Source organism: Sneathiella sp. (assembly GCF_002694385.1).
Classification (GTDB): domain Bacteria; phylum Pseudomonadota; class Alphaproteobacteria; order Sneathiellales; family Sneathiellaceae; genus Sneathiella.
Window position 1 is genome coordinate 12,928 of the sequence record NZ_NZMB01000022.1, and the last position, 21,522, is coordinate 34,449.

Consider the following 21,522-nt stretch of genomic DNA (forward strand, 5'->3'; position numbering starts at 1 on the left):
GGTTAGATTGTCTCTTCGCGATAAAAGATGTGGCTGCCCACCTGACCGAGCTTGCTGAGCCGGACGCTCCATCCCGGCGAGACATAGGTCGCGTGATAATGGGTCGCCCGCTTGGCAACCCCGCTGCGTTCCCCCTTCATGACCAGCGCCACCACTTTCAGGGATTTCTCCCACGCCGCCGTATTGGTCGGGCGATCCGGTAGCCCGTCACAGGCAAAGGAAAACTGGCATCTGTGCTTGCGTTCCTGATTCTGGAAGACAACATCACAGGCGGTATCCGGATAACGCGTATCGGCAATGCGGTTGAGAATCACCTCCGCAATGGCGATCTGGCCCACCAGCGGTTCACTGCGGGCCTCGAAATACACCGCCTGGGCGATGCACATTTCCTGACGGGTGAACGGCCGACCGAACAGATCAACGGATTGCAGAGAGGTATCCAGGGAATCGCCGCTTGGCATATCAAGGTTGGGAATCTCCCTCATTTTGCCCGGCAGGGCCGACAATTCTGAAAACTTTCTGTCAAGACGGGCGAGCGACGCCTGTTTAAGCGCACCGGAATAAACATACTGGTCAATGGGCCGCGCCGATGCGCCGATCTGAAACAGCAGCGTCAGGCTGACCGCCGACACCGCGAGAATACTGATCGCCCCAAAAATCATCCCCGCTTCATGGGAGCGAGGGGTCAATTTTGAGAGAAGCTTGTTCCACGGGCTTTGCATTATCGTTATCCATCATTTCTAATCGAAAGCGACGCCGGGGATTTCCCCGCTGTTGCCATGATTATATCAAGACGTACATCCGGCCTTCATCCCCCTTACACGGGACGGGCCTGTGTTTTTTTTACCTTCTGTTAACTATGGACGGCGATTAATGGTTAATGAAACCTTATCGAACGATGTCTGACTTTTCAGATTCACGAAATTTAAACCCTTTAAAATCAGACATTTGACGCAACACGTACATGGACATGCCTCTCGGGACAGCATCTTTGCGGGCTTATCCCCCAAATGAGGTATGGCCCTTTTGCCCCGCCCCGGCGTCCCGGTTACTCACCGATGGCCCGGTCCGGCCGCTTCAGGATTGTCCCGGAGCTGCTGTGTTCCTATCAGAGATGACGCAATTAGACAAGAATTTGTGGCGCGGGAGCCGCCAACAGCCCGTGAATCTGCGGTCATCGCCCGGTGTCCGGGTAATTTTCGGGCGGTCCGCCTTAACAAAAAGAAGGCATTATCTGCACAAAAAGTAATCTTTGTGCTCATAAATTAGAATTTCACAAAAATTTTTTGTTTTTACCAATTGTTTTGCTTGCATCCAGAGATTCAATTGATATATCAGCTAACAGAAATTTTCACAGAACAACAACAAATGTATGGTTTTATTTATGAATATAACGTCTCTGCAAAACAATGCCCAGAACGCCAGCCGATTTCTCAAGGCCATTTCGAACAAGCATCGCCTGCTTATTCTATGCAATCTGGTTGATGCCGAATTGTCCGTCGGCGAGTTGGAGAAAATTGTCGGTCTCAGCCAGTCCGCGCTGTCGCAGCATCTTGCCCGCCTGCGCAAGGAAGGGGTTGTGAAAACCCGCCGGGAAGCCCAGACAATCTATTATTCCCTTCAGGACGAGAATGTTGTCGATGTTCTCCGTCTGCTGGAAACCATTTTCGCAGAAGATACCGCGAAACTCGCACGCGTCGCCTGATCGCGCAGGGGAACGGGGCGGCCTCCGCCCCGTCCCGCCATTCTGACCGGGGCATTATTCCCCGCCCCCAATCACCACAACCTGTTTGCCGGTCACGTCCCGCCCTTCCATTGCCCGAAGGGCGTTTGTTATGTCTGACAGCGGCCAGCTTTTGCCGATGACCGGCCGCAGCTTCGCGGCTTCGGCAAAGCGTTGCAGGCCGACGGCGACGCGCTTTCCGGCCACCGGATCGCGCCGCCCGAATTCCCCGGCCCGCACGCCGATCACGGCGCAGCCCCGGCCTTGCGCCCGGTCGGGCCGCAGAATGCCGAATTCCCCGCCCGCAAAGCCGACCACCAGCAGCCGCCCGCCCCAGGCGATACAGTCCAGGCTGCGTTCGAACAGCGCGCCGCCCACGGGATCGGAAATGACATCGGCGCCCTGCCCCTCCGTTAATTCCATCACCCGCGCGGCGAAATCCTCCTCAGCATAGTTGACGAGTTCGTCAGCCCCGCTCTCCGCGGCGATGGCCAGCTTCTCGGCCGAGCTGGCCCCGGCGATGACCCGTGCGCCCAGCGCCTTGCCCACCGCCACCGTCGCCTGCCCGACGCCGCCGCCCGCGCCAAGCACCAGCAGCGTCTCCCCGCGCTGCAATCCCCCTCTTTCAATGAGTGAGACATAGGCCGTCAGAAAGGTAACGGAGAAGGCCGCGGCCTCTTCGAAGCTGAGATGCGCGGGCATGGGGGTGAGCTGCGCCGGGCTCGCCGTTGCATGTTCGGCGAAGGCCCCCGTCTTGGATTTATACAGCACCGCATCGCCCACCTGAAACGGCGCGTCGAGGGCGTTCGTCTCCTCGACAATGCCGGCGGCCTCCATCCCGGGGATGAAAGGCAGCTCCGGGCGGAACTGATATTTGCCATAGGTCATCAGCAGATCGGGGAAATTGAGTGCCGCCGCCTTCAGCCGCACCCGCACCTGCCCCGGCGCAAGCGGTGCGAGCGGCACCTGCTCCAGCGTGACGGCACCGGGCCCTTCCAGGCTGCGACAAATGGTCCGGGTGGTATATGTGTCAGTCATTGAGTATGTTCTTTTTCCCTGTTCTTTCCTTGCTAGCCCATTATTGCGGCGGATATCCAGCAGAATTTACAATCTTGTGACTGGATCGGCGGGGGGAAACGGGGTAACTCTGGCGCGACGGACGAGATGAGGTTAGAGGCATGGCGGCAGTGGAAATCACCTATCTGGCGGCGGCGGGCGGCGGGCTGATCAGTTTCCTGAGCCCCTGCGTCCTGCCGCTGGTGCCAGCCTATCTTTGCCTTGTCGCGGGCAAGTCGCTGGATGACATCACCACGAGCGGCGAGAGCGAGGGGCCGCGCGGCATCAACTGGCCGGTCGTGCTGACCGCCGTTATTTTCGTGCTTGGATTCTCGACGGTGTTTATCCTGCTCGGCGCGTCGGCGACCTATATCAACCGGCTGATCGTCGGGCATCTGGATGTGCTCTCCAAGATCGCGGGCGGCGTGATCATCCTGTTCGGCATTCATATGACCGGGCTGGTGCGCATCCCCTTCCTCTATCGGGAAGCCCGCTTCAACAGCATCGACAAACCGCAGAACTGGCTCGGTCCCTATGTCATCGGGCTGGCGTTCGGTTTCGGCTGGACGCCCTGCATCGGGCCCATCCTCGGCACCATTCTCGCCTTCGCGGCCAGTGACAGCTCGCTCGGCTATGGCGTCAGCCTGCTGGCCGTCTATTCCCTCGGTCTCGGGATTCCCTTTATTCTCGCGGCTTTCGCGCTGGACAGCTTCCTGTCCTTTTCGCGGCGCTTCCGGCGCTATTTCAAGCTGCTGGAAGTGGTCACCGGGCTGATCCTGATCGCGACGGGCCTGCTCATCTTCACCGGCCAGTTCCAGATTCTCGCCTACTGGTTTCTCGATACCTTCCCGGGTCTCGCCACGCTGGGATAGCCCTACACAACCAGCGCCGAAAGGCCCAGCAAACACAACAGCAGCAGGGCGAGGAACCAGGTCGCTTTGATTTGATCGCGCATCGTCTTTTTCCTGAGATTGAAAGGCCGTTCCGGGTTAAGGCTTTGCCGCCTGCATTTATTCCCGTAGTCTGCCTTGATGCGCCTTCACATATAGCCCGCGCCGCGCCGGTCAAGGGGAGGCGGATCACATATGCGCGCAACGGCAAGGAAATGATCCGGCTTTGTAGCCGCGATCACATCAGGATAAGATAGCGGCCCCACACGGGCCCATCCGGGAGAAGCAGGAAATGTGCGGACGATTTGTCCTGAGTAGCCCCGTCGATGAGATGCAGGAGATTTTCGGCTTTCCCGAAATGCCCAACCTCGCGCCGCGCTACAATATCGCTCCGACAACGGACATTGCGGCCATCCGCCGGGGGGAGAAGGGCGGCCCGCATCTGTTCACCGCCCGCTGGGGGCTGATTCCGTCCTGGGCGTCCGCGCCCGATATCAGCACGCATATGTTCAACGCACGCAGCGAAACGGTGCGCGAGAAGCCCGCCTTTCGTGCGGCATTCGAAAGCCGCCGCTGCCTGATCCCGGCAAACGGATTTTACGAATGGGAAAAAGCGGACAGCCGAACGCGCCAGCCCTGGTTCATCCATGTACGGGGGCGGCCCCTCATCGCCTTCGCCGGTCTCTGGGAAAGCTGGACATCACCGGAGGGGGAGGTCATCGAAAGCTGCACAATCCTGACCGTGGCGGCGGCGATGAGCATTGCCTTCATCCACCCCCGGATGCCGGTCATTTTACAAGAAGAGAATTACGGACGCTGGCTCGACGGATCCGCCGGGGAAGAGATACTGACCGCCCTTCCCGACGCGGAGATCACCCGCCACCGGGTATCCCAGCGCGTCGGCAATGTCCATCAGGACGATGCCGACCTGTTGGCGCCCGCGCAGGCCCTGCCCACTCAGACCAGCTTGTTCTGAGAATTATCCCCTGCCGGGCCGGACAGCACAGGGTTGCGCACCGCTTCCCGACTGATGCGGACGACGGAACTGCGCAGCTTCTCAAATGCCTTATGTTCGATCTGGCGCACCCGCTCCTTGGTGATGCCGAGCCGTTCGCCCAGCACCTCCAGCGTGGTTTTGTCATCGAGCAACCGACGCTCGCGGATGATGATCTGCTCCCGCTCGCTCAACTCCTGAAGCGCCGATTCCAGCCATTTGGAACGAACGGCGCCATCCAGGCTGTGCATGGTGCTCTCTTCCGGGGTTGGGCCGGTATCGCGGAGGAAATCCTCCACGCTGTCGTCGCCCTCCTCGCCCACCGGCGCATTCAGCGACTGATCCCGGCTGGACAGACGGTTGGCCATCTTCTCCACATCCTCGATCCCGATTTTGAGTTTGCGGGAAATTTCCATCAGCGTATCAGAGCTGAAGGCCGTCTCATCCATATTCTGGATTTTCGCCCGCAGCCAGCGCAGATTGAAAAACAGGGATTTCTGCGACGCGCTGGTCCCCGAGCGGACAATCGACCAGTTGCGCAGGACATAATCCTGCATCGCCGACTTGATCCACCAGGTGGCATAGGTCGAAAAACGGATTTCACGCTCCGGCTCGAATTTGAAGGCCGCCTGCATCAGGCCGATATTGCCCTCCTGCACCAGATCGCTCATGGACAGGCCGTAATTACGGAATTTGGACGCCACCGAAACAACAAGGCGCATATAGGCGGACACCAGCTCGTGCAGCGCCTTTTCATCGCCCTTTTCGCGCCAGCGATACGCCAGCTCGAACTCCCGCTCCCGCGTCAGCAGCGGGACGGACATTGCCGCGGAGACAAAAGCACGGTTACGCTTATGACTGTTAGCCGTCTCATGCTTGGTCATGTGATCTTCCTCCCACCTGTTGAAGCCGAAATGACGACGCCGTGGAAACGAACGCACATTATAATGGTTCTAATTTAATACCGAACCCGGAAAGACGCAATGCCCCAGACGTGTTCTGACGCAATTGTGATCCATCCCGTATGCGCAAATTATATATGAGAATAACCTGCAACAGTGCCAAAAATATGACAGAAAACGGGAAGGCGAATGCTTCGGCTTCAAACCTTGCGCGGGACGGTCGGGGTTTTCTCCACCGATCCCGAATAGATGAGAAGCGTAACCGTCAGAATGCCCGCCACCACGAAAAAGGAAATTGTAAAACCGTTGTCCGGGCTTGCCGCCAGAATCCAGCCATAGAGCGACTGCATGAAGCCAACCCCCAGAATCGCAATCAGATTCAGGGTCGAATTGGCCCGCCCGACCATATAGTCGGGGAAAAGGGTGCGGCAATGGGCCGCCAGCACCACGTAATATTGCTGCGTGAAGCTGATATAGGCGAATAGGATCATCGTCAGCCAGACGGGCATGTTCGTGGTGAAACCAAGGATGAGAAAGGTGACCAGCACGGAAGAGGAGGCCGTGATGACAATTTTTTTGCGGCTGCGGACCTTGCGATCGATAAAGCCGAAAAACAGGGCGCCGAGCGGCATCGTCACCGCCATCAGCAGGATGACATTCCCCCGTGAAAGCGCATCCATGTCATAGGTGAATTCCAGATAGGGCCCACCCCACATCCCCATCAGCGCCGTCGAGGGGCCATAGGAGACAAAGCCCATGCCGAGCAGGTTTAGAAACCGCGGGTAAGTCAACACCGCCCAATAGCCACGCAGGCTATGCAGGAAAGTGGCGGGCTTTTCCGCGCTTTCCTGATAGCCCGGCGGCGTATCGCGAATGACGATACTGCCGATACCGATCATGACCACGGTCAGGACGGCGGCGGCGATGCAGGGGATGCGCCAGCCGTAAACTTCAATGGCATAGGCAAGCGGCGCCGAGGACATGATGGCGCCGAAACTGGAAAAGGCCATCAGCCAGGAGGCAATGGTGGCAAATTTTTCTGGCGGAAACCATTTTGCGAACAGGACATAGGAGGCCATCATCACCGCGGAATAGCCTAATCCGATCATCACCCGGGCGATGATCACATCATTCAGGCTGTCGGCAGAGGCCAGCAGCAGGGCGCCGAGCGCCCCGAACAGCGTGACCGTGGACAGCACCAGGCGCGAGCCGAAGCGGTCCAGCGCAATCCCCATGGGGACCTGCACGATGGCAGAAGCGAAAAACAGCGCTGCCGCCGCGATACCGAGACTGGAGACCGGCACGCCGATATCGACGGCAATCGGCGGCATGATGACGGCCCCGGCGCTCCGGTGAAATTGCCCGAGCCCGAACAGGATCGCACAGATCAGGAAGATATAGACCGCGCGGTTTCTGATCAGCGCATCACGGGGTTCAGACGACATTCTCTTATCTTTTTTTATCTTTAATTGCCATAACGCGCCGCCGGAAGCGACCGGGTGTTGCCTGTTTCAGCCCTCTGCCCCACAGGCGAAAACCGCCAATAAACAGTTTCCCCATTGGGAAATTATGCTAAAAGTCGCGACGATAGATAGTCTAGAAATGCGCTTTTTATACAAAAGACACAAGGAAGAAGTTGATGGACGAATTCAAAAAGGTGTTCGAGAAGAATAAGGCATGGGCCGCCAGCACAGTCGCCGAGGATCCGGACTTTTTCTCACGACTAGCGCATCAGCAATCGCCCGAGCATTTGTGGATTGGCTGCGCCGACAGCCGTGTCCCCGCCAACCAGATCATGGACCTGCCGCCCGGCGAGGTGTTCGTGCATCGCAATATCGCGAATATCGTCGTGCCGTCCGATCTCAACTGCCTCTCCGTCCTGCAATATGCGGTCGAGGTTCTGAAGGTGCGGCATATCATCATCTGTGGCCATTATGGCTGCGGCGGTATCGCGGCCGCCATGTCAACGCGCAAGAACGGCATGATCGACAACTGGCTCCGGCATATCCGGACAACCGCGCGGATCTATAATGACCTGATCGAAAAGACGACCAGCGAGAAGGAAAAGACGGATCTGTTGTGCGAACTGAATGTGATTGAACAGGTGCAGAATGTCTGCGCCACCACCATTGTGCAGGACGCCTGGGATCGCGGGCAGAAATTCGCCGTTCACGGCATTATCTACTCGGTCGCCGACGGCCTTTTGAAAGACCTCATCCATTGCGAAATCGGCAGCAAGGTCACCCATGGTGAGGATTTTCCCAAATCCCTTGAGGCAAGGGATCAACAATTCCAGCGCTTCAACCAGTTCCGGCTGGAATGACTTTTTGTCAAATCGCTTGATCTGAACGGCGCGCGGGCTTATTTTCCAAGGAACGGCGCCTCAGATAACACGTAAAAAAAATAAAGAAATCGAGAATACGGCATGAAATTTAAAGGTACTGAAAACTATGTTGCGACGGAAGATCTGATGATCGCCGTCAATGCCGCCATGACGCTCCAGCGCCCGCTGCTGATCAAGGGCGAACCCGGCACCGGCAAGACCGTGCTGGCGCAGGAAGTGGCGAAGGCCCTCGGCAAACCCTTTATCGAGTGGAACATCAAATCCACCACGAAGGCGCAGCAGGGGCTGTATGAATATGATGCCGTCTCGCGCCTGCGCGATTCCCAGCTCGGCGATGACAAGGTGCATGACATCTCCAACTATATCCGCCCCGGCAAGATGTGGGAGGCCTTCACCGCCGACGTCAGCCCCGTGCTGCTGATCGATGAGATCGACAAGGCGGATATCGAGTTTCCGAACGATCTGCTGCAGGAGCTCGACCGCATGGAATTCTACGTCTATGAGACGCAGCAGACCATCAAGGCGCAGCACCGCCCGCTGGTGATCATCACGTCGAATAACGAAAAGGAACTGCCGGACGCCTTCCTGCGCCGCTGCTTCTTCCATTACATCAGCTTCCCCGATGCGGAAACGATGGAAAAAATCGTCGATGTGCATCACCCCGATGCGAAGCAGGAGCTGGTGCGCGATGCGCTGCGCGTTTTCTTCGATGTGCGCGAGACGCCGGGCCTCAAGAAAAAGCCGTCCACCAGCGAGCTGATCGACTGGCTGAAACTGCTGATGAGCGAGGACCTGCCCGAAGACGTTCTGCAATCGCGGGATCCGGGCAAGATCATCCCGCCGCTGCATGGCGCGCTGCTGAAGAATGAGCAGGATGTGCATCTGTTTGAACGGCTCGCCTTTCTGTCCCGCCGCGAACAGCGCTAGGATACAGCCATGTTCACGAAATTCTTCTTCACCCTGAAAGACGCCGCGCTCCCCGTCACCTTGCGGGAATATCTGACGCTGATCGAGGCGCTGAAGGCCGGTTGCGCGGAATATTCGGTCAATGATTTCTATTATCTGGCCCGCGCCACCCTGGTGAAGGATGAGAAGAATCTCGACAAGTTCGATCAGGTTTTCGCCCACTGCTTCAATGGCATCGAGTTTATTTCCGATGCGGCCGAGGCGGAAATCCCCGAAGAATGGCTCAAAAAGCTGGCCGAGCTGGCGCTGACCGACGAGGAAAAGGCCCAGGTCGAGGCCATGGGCGGCTGGGAAAAGCTGATGGAAACCCTGCAACAGCGCCTGAAAGAGCAGGAAAAGCGCCATCAGGGCGGCAACAAATGGATCGGCACCGCCGGCCGTTCGCCCTTCGGCGCCTATGGCTACAACCCGGAAGGGGTGCGCATCGGCCAGAAGGAAAGCCGCCACCGCAAGGCGGTCAAGGTCTGGGACAAGCGCGAATACAAGAATCTCGATGATAGCGTGGAACTCGGCACGCGCAACATCAAGGTCGCCATGAAGCGGCTGCGTCAGTTCGCCCGCGAAGGCGCGGCGGAGGAGCTGGACCTTGACGATACCATCCGCTCAACGGCGCGCAATGCGGGCTTTCTCGATCTCAAGATGCGGCCCGAGCGGCACAATACGGTCAAGGTCCTGATCCTGTTCGATATCGGCGGGTCGATGGATGACCATATCAAGGCCTGCGAGGAGCTGTTTTCGGCGGCCCGCACAGAGTTCAAGCATCTGGAGTTCTATTACTTCCACAACTGCGTTTATGAAAAGCTGTGGAAGGAAAACAGCCGCCGCCACACCTCCTTCACCCCGACATGGGATGTGCTGCATAAATACCCGGCGGATTACAAGCTGATCTTTGTCGGCGATGCGACCATGAGCCCCTATGAAATCGCCTATCCGGGCGGCAGCGTGGAGCATTGGAACGAGGAATCCGGCCAGGCCTGGATGGAGCGGATGCTGAATATCTACCACAAGGCTGTCTGGCTCAACCCGGTGCCGGAAAAATACTGGGAATACACCCCGTCCGTGCAGCTTCTAAAGCAGCTCATGACCGACCGGATGTATCCGCTCACCATCGGTGGCCTTGAAAATGCCATGAAGGAACTGAGCCGGTAACACCCGTTACCGGGCGTTCCGGCGTCTTTAGTCGTCCCGTCCCGGACGAACGAACACTTCCCATTTGCCGCCAAAGGTCTTTTTCGGCTTCTCAAACGCCGGATTGTCCTCCAGAAGCTTGTGGTGCATGGGGTTGTTATAGAGGAAATAGATCGGTTCCCGCACCGCTGCCAAATCACGCAGGATATGGTCAATCACCTCCGCCAGTATATCGGCGCCGAAGGCATTGAAGACATAAATCACATGCGGCTCCGGCGGCAGGCTATGCTCCGTGACATCCCCGTGAACGGAGCGAAGCGCGCGCGCCGTCACCCGCTTGCGACGGTACAGCTCGGCGATATTGCGGGTCGCGGTTTCATGCAGGGCCTGGCTGAGCTCCACCCCGGTTACCGATTTGAACGGATAGCGGGACGCCGAGGCGAGTACCGCCCCCTTGCCCGAGCCGAAATCAATGAAATGATATTTCTCGTAATCGAGATGCAGCTTTTCCACAACATAGCGGAATTCATAATCCGAGGATGCTTCATAGCGTTTTGCCGATTCCTTCCGCTCCTCCGGAATATCCAGCATGTCCGTCTCGACCACCCCCGCAATATCAAGACCGATTTCGCGCATATTCTGGCGGAAAAACCGGTATTCTTCGAGGATATGAAATCTTGTTTTGGCGAACAGGGCGGCCAATAGCCCGAGAAGGGTACGCTTCAGCCCCCGGTATTTGATATTGACGGCAAGCGTGCGGAGGTTCCGCAGAAACTGGTTATGTTCGACCTCAAGCCCTGGATACCGGGCGGTCTTTGTGAAAACAAATTTAAACAACATATTATCCTTGGACAAATAATAGGACTGCCGAAAAGAAGAAATGCGGGCGGCAGCCCGTCAACTTTCCGGTTAAAATCTTAATTTTCTGTTAACTTTTATCCTCCTCCACGAACTGGACGGCATTCAGAAGAGGTTGCAGGCGTGCCGCCGCCAGCCTCTGCAGCGCGAGCGTTATCACCAGATAATAAGCGGCCAGATGCAGGGTGATCGCCGCCTGCTGGCCGACAAAAACCAGTGCACCGATCAACAGCGCCAGCACAAGCAGGATGGCGCGCGCCAGATGCCGCAGCAGCGCGGACTTTCGCAGGAATTTATCGCTTGCAAGCTCATATTTGTACCAGATGTCAAAGGCGGTCGAGAGAAGAACCACAGGCAGCAGAACAAGCAGTACCGCCAGCGACAGGGCCAGCCCGCCGCGCCCGCTTTTAAAAAACTCCGCCATCAGGGCGAGCAGGGAATATTGTCCCTGCAGCCCCATAAAACCGCCCGACGTGACCAACGGCTGCGTCACGCCAAGCCCCAGCAGCGCCGCGCAGAGCATCAGCCCAACGCCAAGAAACCGGTCCGGCCCGACCGCATATTTCGCAATCGTCTGACGGTCTGCCCGCCCGACAATTATTCGCTCAAGGACCCAGTGCATCGCCCAGAAATTCCTTACCCGTTACCTTATATGTCGCTTATAGCGCGTTTCGCCGCCGACAGGAATCCCCGGCCGTCATTTTTGCCATCGGACATGACGCCCGCCCGCTTTCCCCCTGTACGGCAGCAAAAAACCCCGATATTCTGGAGAAAGAGAAATAGTGATGGTGGAATGATGAGTAGCCTGCTCAAAAATATCACCTTTATTGTCCTGATTCTATTGTTCCTTGGCATCAGCTATATCCTGCTCCAGGAATCGGAACAGCGGGACAGCCTGGCCGGCGCACCGATCGTCGAAGTGACCGAGGCCGCCCTCACCCCGCTGGCGGAGGACGGGCAGGCTGTATTCGATACGAAATGCGCCTATTGCCATGGGCTGAATGCCGCCGGCCGCGATGGCGTCGGCCCGCCGCTTGTGCATCTGATGTATGCGCCCGGCGCCACGGATGATGCCAGGCTGGCCCTGTCCATTCGGAAAGGGGTCAAGGCCGATAAATGGCCGTTCGGCGATATGCCCGCCGAACCCGACCTCGCAGAGGAAGAAATCCGCAGCCTTGTCGCCTATATCCGCGAGATGCAAAAGGCCAATGGCATCCAGTAAGCCACACCATCATGATGGCCCCCTCCCCCGGGGCGGCAGATGGATCAGCTTATCTTCCGCAGCAATCTGACGATCTCTTCTTTTTCGTCTTCCGTCAGCGGTTCAAGGGTATCGTCCGTGATATCGAAACCATGCGGGATCAACTGCGCCGTCATGCGCTGCCCTTCCTCGGTCAGCCGCAACAGCATGCGCCGCCGGTCACTTTCATCGGGGCGGGTTTCGATCAGCCCGCGGTCGATCAGGCGGCGGATCACCCCCTGAATGGTCGCCGGGTCCATCGCAGTCAGACGGCCCAGATGATTCTGTGACAGCTCCCCTTCGTCGCGCAGCTTGGTGAGCGCCGCGAATTGCGTTGGCGTAATCTGCTCATAACCCATATGAGACTGGAAAATGGCGCTGGCTCGCTGATGGGCGCGGCGGAGCAGATGTCCGATATGAACCTCAACATGATAGTCGTCAATGGAACGGCCGACCGATTGTTCCGGTTGTTCCGGTTTTAGCGGGAGTACATGGGTCATAACAGGCATCATCTCATTAACGAGGCCGCCACAGGCAAGCGACAGGCGGCGCGGAAGGTTATTTTACGACGGTAACCGCTTCCCTTCCCTTTTCAATCAACTCCATCCCATCGCCGGACAGGCGAATCTTGGTGACCGAACAGTGATCGGGACGGAACACAATCACATTATCGCTTCCTTCAAGGGCGCTGACAATAGCGTTGATGACAACAAAATGGGTGAAAAACACCGCGTCCTGTGTCTGGCGTCCGGTAAACTCCAGGATGGTTGAACGCCAGTGTTGCAGGTGGTCAGACTGTTCCGACCAGCGCCCCGCGAGAACCTTGTCAAGCCATGCCCGCCGCCCGCCGAGGTCCAGCCCGGCCGAGGGCACCTCCGACAGTTCCGGCGCGACCAGCGGTTCCTGCTGCCAGAGATCGGCCAGCGGCCTTGAGGTTTCACGCGTCCGCAAAAGGGGGCTTGAGAAGAGCGCAACCGGCGGTATTTCCTGATGAATTTGCGATGCGATATCAATGGCCTGACGCTCCCCGCGCGCGCTCAAGCCCGGATCCAGCGACTGATCCCATGACGAAGCCGCCTCCCCGTGGCGGACAAGATAGATTGTTATACTCACACTTCCACTCCTTTTTCCGGCCCCTGTTCCAATGGCCGGTTATCAGGTTATAAAGCAAATATTCACATCATAAACGGGAAATTCAAATAACAACGGAAAAGACTAAATAATTACTATTAAAAGTATACCCTGTATTGGTGTATTAAATAAAAACATCTCAATTGACAGGCGTTAAAACATAACTTAAGCGTTATTAACGTTAATACTATGCAATGTAAGAGAGACAGGGGGACGTTTAGCGCCGCCGCCTGATGTAAACCGGGTATATGAGATGAATCACGCGCAGTTAAAGGCATTTCATGCCGTGGCAGAAACCGGGGGCTTTTCAGCCGCCGCCAAAACCCTCGGGCTTACTCAACCGGCCGTCACATTACAGATCCAGGCGCTTGAACAGGCCTATGACACCAAGCTGTTCCAGCGCCGCGGCCGCAAGACGGAAATCACAGCTTCGGGCAAGCTGCTGCTTGAGATCGCCCGCAAGATGCTGCGTCTTGAAGAGGAAGCGCACAGGCTGCTGTCCTCCATCGGCACGCTCGACAGCGGGCGGCTCAATGTGGTGGCGAGTTCATCCCTCACCTCCCTGCCGCTTGTCGCCGCCTTTCAAGCGCAATATCCCGGCGTGCGTCTCTCCTTCACGACGGCCTCCGCTGAGATGATCGAGACGCAGCTCCTCGATTTTCGCGCCCATCTCGCCGTTCATCATGCGCCACCTTCAGACAGCCGCCTGTTCGGCGTCAAGATAGAGGAAGAGCCCCTTAAAATCGCCGTGTCACACAAACATCCCTGGTCAACGAAGAAATCGGTCCCCCTCCGCGATCTGCAGGACCAGATTCTAATCCTACCTTTTACACCTGCCAGCCGCAGCGAGGCAAAGGATCACTGGTCAAGGCTGCTGCAACATGATGCCGACAAGATCATTCCCCTGCAAAGCAAGGAAATCGGGCGCGAGGCGGTTGCAAATGATCTTGGCATTACTTTCCTGACCGAAACCGAAATCCAATGGGATTCGCGTATTCACAGTATCGAGATTGAGGATCACAGCCTGAAGGAAGCCACCTATGTCCTGGGGCTCAAGGGCGAACGGCATACGCGGCTTGTGTCGTCCTTTTTGGAACTGACGGGGCATAATCCCGGCGAAGATTAACCGGCGCGGGGCTCAGAGCGCCATGGAAACCCTGTCGGTCTGACCGACCGCATCCAGCTCAATCGTCATGCCTTCCCGCGCGACGAAGGCATTCGGCCACATATCATGCGCGGCCAGCGCCACGCCATCCATAAACACGTCATCATGGGACGGATCGTGATGGAATATGGCCAGTTGACCAACTCCGGCGGCGCGGCAGAGACGCACGCCTTCCTGCCAGGTCGAATGGCCCCATCCCTTGTAGGACGGATATTCAGCGTCGGTATAGGTGGAATCATAGATGACAAGATCCGCCCCCTCGATAAGATCGAGGATATCCTGATCCGGATGGCCGATAACATGCTCCGTATCGGTCACATAGCAGACGGATACGCCCTCATGCTCAATCCGATAGCCGGTGCCTCCGTCGGGATGCTTCAGCGGGGCCGTACGTACATGAATGCCGTCGCCAAGGGAGAAGGAAGCCCCCGCCTTGAAATCTTCAAAGCTGAGCTTGGCCGCCAGTTCCGCAAAGGGCACGGGGAAAGTTGGCTGGCACATTTGCGAGGAAAGGACCTTTTTGATCCCGCCAAGTTCGCACAGATGCCCGGCCATGACCTTGATATTCACATCCGCATTATAAATCGGGGCAAAGAAGGGGAATCCGTTGATATGATCCCAATGGGTATGGGATTGCAGGAAAAGAAAATCTTTTATGCCGCGGCGCATCAGGCAGTCGCCCAGCAGCCGCACACCCGTTCCCGCATCCAGGATGATAATGCGGTCGTTGATGACAATTTCAACGCAGGAAGTATTGCCGCCATATTTCATATGATCGGCAGACGGGGTCGCGATTGACCCCCGAACACCCCAGAATTTCACCCGCATCGTCATAAAGTTCAATATCACCTTCACTTGTGGCTACATCTAATATTTACAAATGTGATATTGCCAAATGATGAAATCACCTGCTTTCCGCCGTTTTTGTAATGGCGATCACGAATTTCGGGGAAGATTCGGGGGAAAAGCAGGCAGACGGACCGTTAATTCGCCTCCGGACCCAGAATCCGCTCCGTCAACCGCACCCAGTAGCTGGCGCCGAGCGGCAGGATCTCGTCGTTAAAATCATAATTGGGGTTATGGACATGGCAGCTTCCCTCCCCCGCGCCATTGGCGATCATGATGTAGCAGCCGGGGCGCTCGCGCAGCATCCAGGAAAAATCCTCCGCCCCCATCACCGGCGTGACATTGCGGTTCACCTTTGCACTGCCCACCAGTTCGACGGCGGCGGCGATGGCCTCCTCCGTTTCCTCGGGCGTATTGATGGTCGGGGCATAGCGGCGGTCATAGGTAAATTCCGCCTTTGCCCCATGGGCGGCGGCTATGCCGGTCGCAATCTGCCGCATGCGATGTTCAATCATGTCCTGCACGCCCGGATCAAACGCCCGCGTCGTTCCTTTCAGCACCACATCGGCCGGAATAACATTGCCCGTATGGCCGCCGTTGATCTGCGCGACGGTCACCACCGCCGCCTGCAACGGGTCCGTATTGCGGCTGACAATATTCTGCCACGCCAGCACAATCTCGGACGCAATGACGATCGGATCGGTGGCCAGATGCGGAAAGGCGCCATGACCGCCATTGCCGATGATGCGGGCTTCGAAAAAATCGGCGGACGCCATGATCGGCCCCTTACGCACCGCGAAACTGCCAACCTCATGTCCCGGCATGTTATGCATGCCGTAAACGCTGTCGACGGGGAATTTCTCGAACAGGCCATCCTGGATCATGACCCGGCCACCGGCGACATTTTCCTCCGCCGGCTGAAAGATGAATTGCACGGTGCCGTCGAAATTCCGGGTGCGGGCCAGATGCTTCGCCGCCCCCAGCAGCATGACCGTATGGCCATCATGCCCGCAGCCATGCATCTTGCCGTCAATGCGCGAACGATGATCAAAGTCGTTGAGTTCCTGAAGATCGAGCGCGTCCATATCCGCCCGCAAGCCGATGGCGCGATTGCCGCTGCCGCTTTTCAGCGTCCCGACCACCCCCGTTTTGGCGAGGCCGCGGTGCACCTCGATCCCGAAGCTTTCCAGCTTTTCGGCAACAAAGTCGGAGGTTTGAAATTCTTCAAAGGCGGTTTCGGGATGCATGTGAATCCTATGCCGCCATTCGGTCAGTTCGGCATGCATGGTCTCGATGTCAGGAAGTATTTTCATTTTTTGCACCATTTTATGGCTGTCTGTGACGCGTCTTGAAAAAAGCCTATCACAACAGAAAAGGCTGATAAAAGACGTTTTATCATGGTCTGAACGCCGCAATCGGGCAATCCGTTCCGAAACCCTCTTTTCATCCGGCCCCGTCTGGACTAGAAAACAGGACGAACGGAAACAGTTTGTTGCCTGCAAAAAACGCACGGGATGGGTAGATGGTAAAGAAAACGCTCGATAAGGACCTTGGCCGTATCGAGACGCTTGAAACGCAGGCTTCGCAGGCTGGCAAAGGCCTCAAGCCGCTGGCGCTCGCCGTTCTGTTTCTGATGATTGTCTGGGCGGTAGCGGCCAGCGTCACCACCAGCGGCGAACATTCTACCCTGATCATCATTGCCGCCATCATCGGCGGCTACATGGCGCTGAATATCGGCGCCAATGATGTGGCGAATAACGTCGGGCCCGCCGTTGGCTCGCGTGCCCTCACTATGTTCGGGGCGATTGTCATCGCGGCGATTTTCGAAGCCGCAGGCGCGATTCTCGCCGGTGGTGATGTTGTCAACACCATCCAGAAAGGCATCATTAATCCGGCCGGAATGCCGACCAGCGAAGTGTTCGTCTGGGCCATGCTGTCCGCGCTGTTTGCCGCGGCGCTGTGGGTCAATGTCGCCACCTGGGTCGGCGCGCCGGTCTCCACCACCCATGCCGTTGTCGGCGGGGTCATGGGCGCCGGGATCGCCGCCGCCGGTTTTAGCGTCGTGAGCTGGGGCACCATGGGCGCCATCGCCGCAAGCTGGGTGATTTCCCCCGTGCTCGGTGGCGGGATTGCCGCCATCTTTCTCGCCTTCATCAAATACAATGTCATCTACAAGGAAGACAAGGTGGCGGCGGCGCGGCGCTGGGTGCCGCTGCTGGTCGCGATTATGGCCGGTGTTTTCTCGGCCTATCTTGTCATGAAGGGGCTCGGCAAAATCTGGAAGCCCGGCCCATTGATGATCCTGACCCTGTCGCTGCTGTTTTTCATCGGCACTTTCGCCATTGTTCGGCCGATCATTCATCGCGCCTCGCAGGGCATGGAAAACCGCAATAAATCCGTCCGCGCTCTGTTCACCATTCCGCTGATCTGCTCCGCCGCGCTGCTTTCCTTCGCCCATGGCGCCAATGACGTCGCCAACGCTGTCGGCCCGCTCGCTGCGATTGTCGGCGTCTCCACCTCTGGCGCCATTGACGCGAAAGTCGGTATTCCGCTCTGGGTCATGCTGATCGGCGCGGCAGGCCTCAGCGCCGGACTGTTCCTGTTCGGGCCCAAGCTGATCCGTACGGTGGGCGAACAGATCACCAAGATGAACCCGATGCGCGCCTATTGCGTGGCGCTGTCCGCCGGGATCACCGTGCTGATCGCCTCCGCCCTCGGCCTGCCGGTCAGCTCGACCCATATCGCCGTCGGCGCGATCTTCGGCGTCGGCTTTTTCCGTGAATGGGATACGGAACGGCGGGCGCGGCTGCTGCGGGAAAGCCTGCGGGAGCAGAAAATCCATCCTGACAGCAACCTGCCCATCTGCGATCAGGCGGAGACCTCCAATAACAAACGCAAGAAGCTGGTGCGCCGGTCTCAGCTCATGACCATCGTCGCGGCCTGGATCATCACCGTTCCCTGTGCGGCGCTGATGGCCGCCGTCATTTTCTGGATCATCCAGTATTTCGGCGCCTGACGTAACCGCAATCACATCATCGACAGATTTTCCCGGAAACTTTATCATAAACCGATAAAGTTGAATTTGATGCTTTGCCTTCCGTCAAAAACGGTTATTCTGGAACGAGCGGTCAGATATAGAAGGATGTTCTCCATGAACGCAACCGAGAAGAAAAAGAAACTCGAAGAATCCCGCAAGGCCATGACGGGACTGGAACAGTTGCAGGCGGTCATCAGCGGCGGACAACGCCCGCCGATTTCCGAAACCCTGGATTTCAACCTGACAGAAGTCTCCCCCGGCAGGGCGGTCTTCGTGGGCGAGCCCAATGAGAAGCATCTCAACCCCATCGGCACCGTGCATGGCGGCTATGCGGCCACCTTGCTCGATTCGGCCCTCGGCTGTTCAATTCATACGGTTCTGGAGCCGGGGGAGCGATATACCACCGTCGATCTCAACGTGAAATATCTCCGCGCCATGATGCCCGGCATGGGCAAGGTGACGGTGACCGGGGAAGTCGTGCACAAGGGCCGCCGCATCGCCACGGCGGAAGCCCGTGTGGTTGGCGAGGATGGCAAGCTGTATGCGACCGGCAATACCACCTGCGCCATAATCTGAAACTTTATCTGACGTGCGCGGGTGATACCTCAGACCGGATGCGGCGACACGCCAAACACCGGTTCATGCAGAAAAATCAGCAGCGTACAGAAGATAACGCCCAGTAAAATCCGCCACCAGAGACGACGAAACGAGAGTTTCGCCCGCCCCGCCAGCACGGCGGCGAAGGGAATATTCGAGGTGCGCGCGCTGTATTGCGCCCAGCTATCGCCAAGCTGCCGGGCTTTCTTCGCATCAATGAGAAACGTCCCGGCCAGCGCCAGCGCGCCGAATGTCCCGAAGAAAATCAGCGCCGACGTCTCGCCATTGTTGATAATATGGGTGATCGACCAGAGAACGAAACTCCACATCATCGGGTGGCGCGTGATGGCATTGATGCCGCTGTAGGCGCTTTCCTTGTCAATCAGCCCGCCCGCGCCGACGGCGGTCGGGTTCGGGCTGGTCAGGGCGCTGATAAACAGGATGCTGGCAATCAGCATCAGCAGCATGCCGATATGCCGCCCCGCATTGCCCGCATACCAGAGTGTGTCCCCCACCGGCGCCGCGTTAAAGGCGAACACCATCCACACCAGTGCGGCAATAGAAAGAAGACTGAATCCCGCGAGATAGGCTTTTTCCCCGATCGCCGCGACGATCCTGATCCGTAATACACTCGACGGGATGATATGAATGGCCAGAAAGGCCCCCGCTGCGAGCAACAGCCCGCCCATTGTTCCTGTCATTTTCTGCTCCACCTCATGAAAACCGGATGGGTAAGTGTGCCATCAAACGGCGCCGCACGAAAGCGCACTGACCCTGAAAGTGGCGTGAATGCGAGGGCCGTCACACCGGATGCAGCGGATTCAGAAGCGATCCCCGTATTTTTCAATCATCCGCCGCCCCTCCTCCGTCAGCTTGCAGACGAGCCAGTCGGGCTTGATCGGGTTATCAAACCATGTTTCAACCCAGCCTTTCTTCAGGCAACTCCTGATGATTGAGTTGCTGATCTGCTGCCCATCCGAATCAAACAGCGGCAGCTTGCCCCCCGGCTGGTAACGCCCGAGCCGGAGATATTTAAGCTGTGAGGCTGTCGGGGGTCGTGATGCCATCTGTCGAACCTAGTCCAATTCATCGCCCGATAAAAGACAACCGGCCGCATTTCGTTAAAAGGAGGCTTTTTTTATTACCGCAGGAGGTTTAAAAAAACTTCAACAGCAGAAAATTCAGGCGGGGGACGTCCATGGCGATCGAGACAGGCTATACAAAATATTTTCCGGTATCCTGGGAAGAGCTTCATCGCAATGGCCGGGCACTCGCCTGGCGGCTGATGGAAAAGGCGCCGTTCAAGGGCGTGATTGCCGTCACCCGCGGCGGCCTTGTTCCCGCCGCCATCGTCGCGCGGGAACTGGATATCCGGCATATTGATACAGTCTGCATCGCCGCCTATCGCAATGACAAGACGGTCGGCGAGGTGAAGATCATCAAAGGGTTGGAGCATATTCCCGATCGGGGTGACGGCTGGGTCATCGTTGATGATCTGGTCGATAGCGGCGTGACCGCCCGCCATGTCCGCCAGATGGTGCCAAAAGCGCATTTCGCTACCATCTATGGTAAACCCAAGGGGCTGGAACAGGTGGATACCTTCATTACCGAAGTCAGCCAGGATACCTGGATTCTCTTCCCCTGGGATCAGGCGCCGTCCTTCGTGAAGCCGATTGTTGAAAATCCCCAGCCGCCCCGATGACCGGAAGCAACTCCTGTGACCCTCAAATTCGCCGCCAATCTCAGTTTTCTCTATCAGGAGCTTCCCTTTCTGGACCGGTTCGCCGCCGCGGCGGATGACGGATTTACCGGCGTGGAATGCCTGTTCCCCTATGAATTTGATCCGGCAGATATCCGCCGCGCCCTTGACCAGCAGGGATTGACGCAGGTTCTGTTCAACTTCTGGCCCGGCGACATGGCAAAAGGGGAGCGGGGTTACGCCAGCCTTGCGCGCCACCAGAGAGAATTCCGGGCGAGCCTGGAACAGGGGTTTTTATATGCCGCCGCCCTGGACTGCGACAGCCTGCATCTGATGGCGGGGCTGCGTGATCCGGCGCAGCCCTATGAGGCGCAATACGCCACCTATCGGGAAAATCTGGCATTCGCCGCCCGTATGGGAGAAGCCAAGGGCATCCGTATCCTGATCGAGCCGATCAATCCCATCGACATGCCGGGATATTTTCTGAATGATTTTGATATGGCCGCCACCCTGATCAGGGAAATAGATCATCCCAACCTCGGCCTGCAATTCGATTTCTATCATGCGCAGCGCCTCGCCGGCGATCTCGTCCACCAGTATCGAAAACTTGCCCCGCTCGTCTCCCATATCCAGATCGCCAACCCGCCGGACCGGCATGAACCGGGCAATGGCGAGATCAATTACCCCTATATTTTCGGCATTCTTGAACAGGCGGGCTACAGCGGCTGGATCGGCTGTGAATACAAGCCTTCGCGCGGAACACGAGAGACACTCGGCTGGGCGCGGCCATATCTTTCGAGAGAAATATAAAAGGCCGGGAATTATTGAAAATTTAAGACAACCGGGATACAAGTAAGCAATAAGAAAAAACCGGGCAAATAATAAAGATAGCGGGTACATGACGGGCAATGGCCCTCTTTGAAAATTCCAAGGCAGGGGAAAGATT

The 21,522-nt window shown here is 57.4% G+C and carries 24 protein-coding genes; 12 read left to right on the forward strand and 12 right to left on the reverse strand.

Translation table 11 applies throughout. The features are described from left to right. Positions 1-2: 2 nt before the first annotated feature. The gene (locus CMN55_RS14965; protein ID WP_293950726.1) at positions 3-722 is read right to left on the reverse strand and encodes a cell wall hydrolase; all 720 of its coding nucleotides are present in this window, start codon (positions 720-722) and stop codon (positions 3-5) included. 662 nt (positions 723-1,384) lie between these two features. On the opposite strand from CMN55_RS14965, the gene CMN55_RS14970 reads away from it, so the two are divergent. Continuing rightward, on the forward strand, positions 1,385-1,705 hold the full coding sequence (locus CMN55_RS14970; protein ID WP_293950728.1) for an ArsR/SmtB family transcription factor: 321 nt from the start codon (positions 1,385-1,387) through the stop codon (positions 1,703-1,705). A 54-nt stretch (positions 1,706-1,759) separates the two neighbouring features. On the opposite strand, the gene CMN55_RS14975 is transcribed toward CMN55_RS14970, so the two are convergent. After that, the gene (locus CMN55_RS14975; protein ID WP_293950730.1) at positions 1,760-2,761 is read right to left on the reverse strand and encodes an NADPH:quinone oxidoreductase family protein; all 1,002 of its coding nucleotides are present in this window, start codon (positions 2,759-2,761) and stop codon (positions 1,760-1,762) included. Between the two features lie 140 nt (positions 2,762-2,901). Here CMN55_RS14975 and CMN55_RS14980 point away from each other — a divergent pair, with 140 nt between their 5' ends. Both CMN55_RS14980 and CMN55_RS14985 read left to right on the forward strand, forming a co-directional pair. After that, positions 2,902-3,651: a cytochrome c biogenesis CcdA family protein gene (locus CMN55_RS14980; protein WP_293950732.1), complete on the forward strand. Its 750-nt coding sequence runs from the start codon at positions 2,902-2,904 to the stop codon at positions 3,649-3,651. Between the two features lie 310 nt (positions 3,652-3,961). Further along, on the forward strand, positions 3,962-4,645 hold the full coding sequence (locus CMN55_RS14985; protein WP_293950734.1) for an SOS response-associated peptidase: 684 nt from the start codon (positions 3,962-3,964) through the stop codon (positions 4,643-4,645). Here CMN55_RS14985 and CMN55_RS14990 read toward each other — a convergent pair. Further along, on the reverse strand, positions 4,627-5,547 hold the full coding sequence (locus tag CMN55_RS14990; protein ID WP_293950735.1) for an RNA polymerase factor sigma-32: 921 nt from the start codon (positions 5,545-5,547) through the stop codon (positions 4,627-4,629). The genes CMN55_RS14985 and CMN55_RS14990 overlap by 19 nt on opposite strands. Before the next feature lie 218 nt (positions 5,548-5,765). Next, positions 5,766-7,010, reverse strand: a complete 1,245-nt coding sequence (locus tag CMN55_RS14995) for an MFS transporter (RefSeq protein WP_293950737.1) — start codon at positions 7,008-7,010, stop codon at positions 5,766-5,768. Between the two features lie 194 nt (positions 7,011-7,204). On the opposite strand from CMN55_RS14995, the gene can reads away from it, so the two are divergent. The 3 genes from can (at position 7,205) to CMN55_RS15010 (ending at position 10,024) form a co-directional block, all read left to right on the forward strand. Continuing rightward, a complete protein-coding gene (can, locus tag CMN55_RS15000) occupies positions 7,205-7,888 on the forward strand; it encodes a carbonate dehydratase (protein WP_293950739.1) in 684 nt (227 codons plus the stop codon). 102 nt (positions 7,889-7,990) lie between these two features. After that, a complete protein-coding gene (locus tag CMN55_RS15005; RefSeq protein ID WP_293950741.1) occupies positions 7,991-8,836 on the forward strand; it encodes an AAA family ATPase in 846 nt (281 codons plus the stop codon). A gap of 9 nt (positions 8,837-8,845) precedes the next feature. Next, positions 8,846-10,024, forward strand: coding sequence for a vWA domain-containing protein (locus tag CMN55_RS15010; RefSeq protein WP_293950743.1), 1,179 nt, complete (start codon positions 8,846-8,848; stop codon positions 10,022-10,024). A gap of 27 nt (positions 10,025-10,051) precedes the next feature. Here the strand turns inward: CMN55_RS15010 and CMN55_RS15015 are convergent, their stop codons facing one another. Further along, positions 10,052-10,843, reverse strand: coding sequence for a class I SAM-dependent methyltransferase (locus CMN55_RS15015; RefSeq protein WP_293950745.1), 792 nt, complete (start codon positions 10,841-10,843; stop codon positions 10,052-10,054). An 88-nt stretch (positions 10,844-10,931) separates the two neighbouring features. Further along, positions 10,932-11,483 (reverse strand): hypothetical protein, encoded by a 552-nt coding sequence (locus CMN55_RS15020; RefSeq protein WP_293950747.1) that lies wholly within the window; start codon positions 11,481-11,483, stop codon positions 10,932-10,934. A 171-nt stretch (positions 11,484-11,654) separates the two neighbouring features. On the opposite strand from CMN55_RS15020, the gene CMN55_RS15025 reads away from it, so the two are divergent. Continuing rightward, positions 11,655-12,083, forward strand: a complete 429-nt coding sequence (locus CMN55_RS15025) for a c-type cytochrome (RefSeq protein ID WP_293950749.1) — start codon at positions 11,655-11,657, stop codon at positions 12,081-12,083. 44 nt (positions 12,084-12,127) lie between these two features. Here CMN55_RS15025 and CMN55_RS15030 read toward each other — a convergent pair whose 3' ends face one another. Further along, the gene (locus tag CMN55_RS15030) at positions 12,128-12,601 is read right to left on the reverse strand and encodes a MarR family winged helix-turn-helix transcriptional regulator (RefSeq protein ID WP_293950751.1); all 474 of its coding nucleotides are present in this window, start codon (positions 12,599-12,601) and stop codon (positions 12,128-12,130) included. Between the two features lie 58 nt (positions 12,602-12,659). Continuing rightward, positions 12,660-13,214, reverse strand: coding sequence for a histidine phosphatase family protein (locus tag CMN55_RS15035; RefSeq protein ID WP_293950753.1), 555 nt, complete (start codon positions 13,212-13,214; stop codon positions 12,660-12,662). 271 nt (positions 13,215-13,485) lie between these two features. Between CMN55_RS15035 and CMN55_RS15040 the strand changes: the two genes are divergently transcribed. Then, positions 13,486-14,358, forward strand: a complete 873-nt coding sequence (locus CMN55_RS15040; protein WP_293950755.1) for a LysR substrate-binding domain-containing protein — start codon at positions 13,486-13,488, stop codon at positions 14,356-14,358. Between the two features lie 12 nt (positions 14,359-14,370). Here the strand turns inward: CMN55_RS15040 and CMN55_RS15045 are convergent, their stop codons facing one another. Next, entirely contained in the window at positions 14,371-15,231 is an 861-nt protein-coding gene (locus CMN55_RS15045; protein ID WP_293950757.1) for an MBL fold metallo-hydrolase, read from the reverse strand. A 149-nt stretch (positions 15,232-15,380) separates the two neighbouring features. Then, positions 15,381-16,556: a M20 aminoacylase family protein gene (locus CMN55_RS15050; protein WP_293950760.1), complete on the reverse strand. Its 1,176-nt coding sequence runs from the start codon at positions 16,554-16,556 to the stop codon at positions 15,381-15,383. A 209-nt stretch (positions 16,557-16,765) separates the two neighbouring features. On the opposite strand from CMN55_RS15050, the gene CMN55_RS15055 reads away from it, so the two are divergent. Both CMN55_RS15055 and CMN55_RS15060 read left to right on the forward strand, forming a co-directional pair. Next, positions 16,766-18,259, forward strand: a complete 1,494-nt coding sequence (locus tag CMN55_RS15055) for an inorganic phosphate transporter (RefSeq protein ID WP_293950761.1) — start codon at positions 16,766-16,768, stop codon at positions 18,257-18,259. Between the two features lie 135 nt (positions 18,260-18,394). Then, positions 18,395-18,856 carry a PaaI family thioesterase gene (locus tag CMN55_RS15060; protein WP_293950763.1) on the forward strand — a complete coding sequence of 154 codons (462 nt, stop codon included), beginning with the start codon at positions 18,395-18,397 and terminating at the stop codon, positions 18,854-18,856. A 29-nt stretch (positions 18,857-18,885) separates the two neighbouring features. Here the strand turns inward: CMN55_RS15060 and CMN55_RS15065 are convergent, their stop codons facing one another. Next, positions 18,886-19,578 carry an NnrU family protein gene (locus CMN55_RS15065; protein WP_293950765.1) on the reverse strand — a complete coding sequence of 231 codons (693 nt, stop codon included), beginning with the start codon at positions 19,576-19,578 and terminating at the stop codon, positions 18,886-18,888. Positions 19,579-19,698: 120 nt separating this feature from the next. After that, on the reverse strand, positions 19,699-19,944 hold the full coding sequence (locus CMN55_RS15070) for a hypothetical protein (protein WP_293950767.1): 246 nt from the start codon (positions 19,942-19,944) through the stop codon (positions 19,699-19,701). Positions 19,945-20,075: 131 nt separating this feature from the next. On the opposite strand from CMN55_RS15070, the gene gpt reads away from it, so the two are divergent. Both gpt and otnI read left to right on the forward strand, forming a co-directional pair. Beyond that, a complete protein-coding gene (gpt, locus tag CMN55_RS15075; RefSeq protein ID WP_293950769.1) occupies positions 20,076-20,579 on the forward strand; it encodes a xanthine phosphoribosyltransferase in 504 nt (167 codons plus the stop codon). Positions 20,580-20,594: 15 nt separating this feature from the next. After that, the gene (gene otnI, locus CMN55_RS15080) at positions 20,595-21,386 is read left to right on the forward strand and encodes a 2-oxo-tetronate isomerase (RefSeq protein WP_293950771.1); all 792 of its coding nucleotides are present in this window, start codon (positions 20,595-20,597) and stop codon (positions 21,384-21,386) included. The last annotated feature ends 136 nt before the right edge of the window (positions 21,387-21,522 follow it).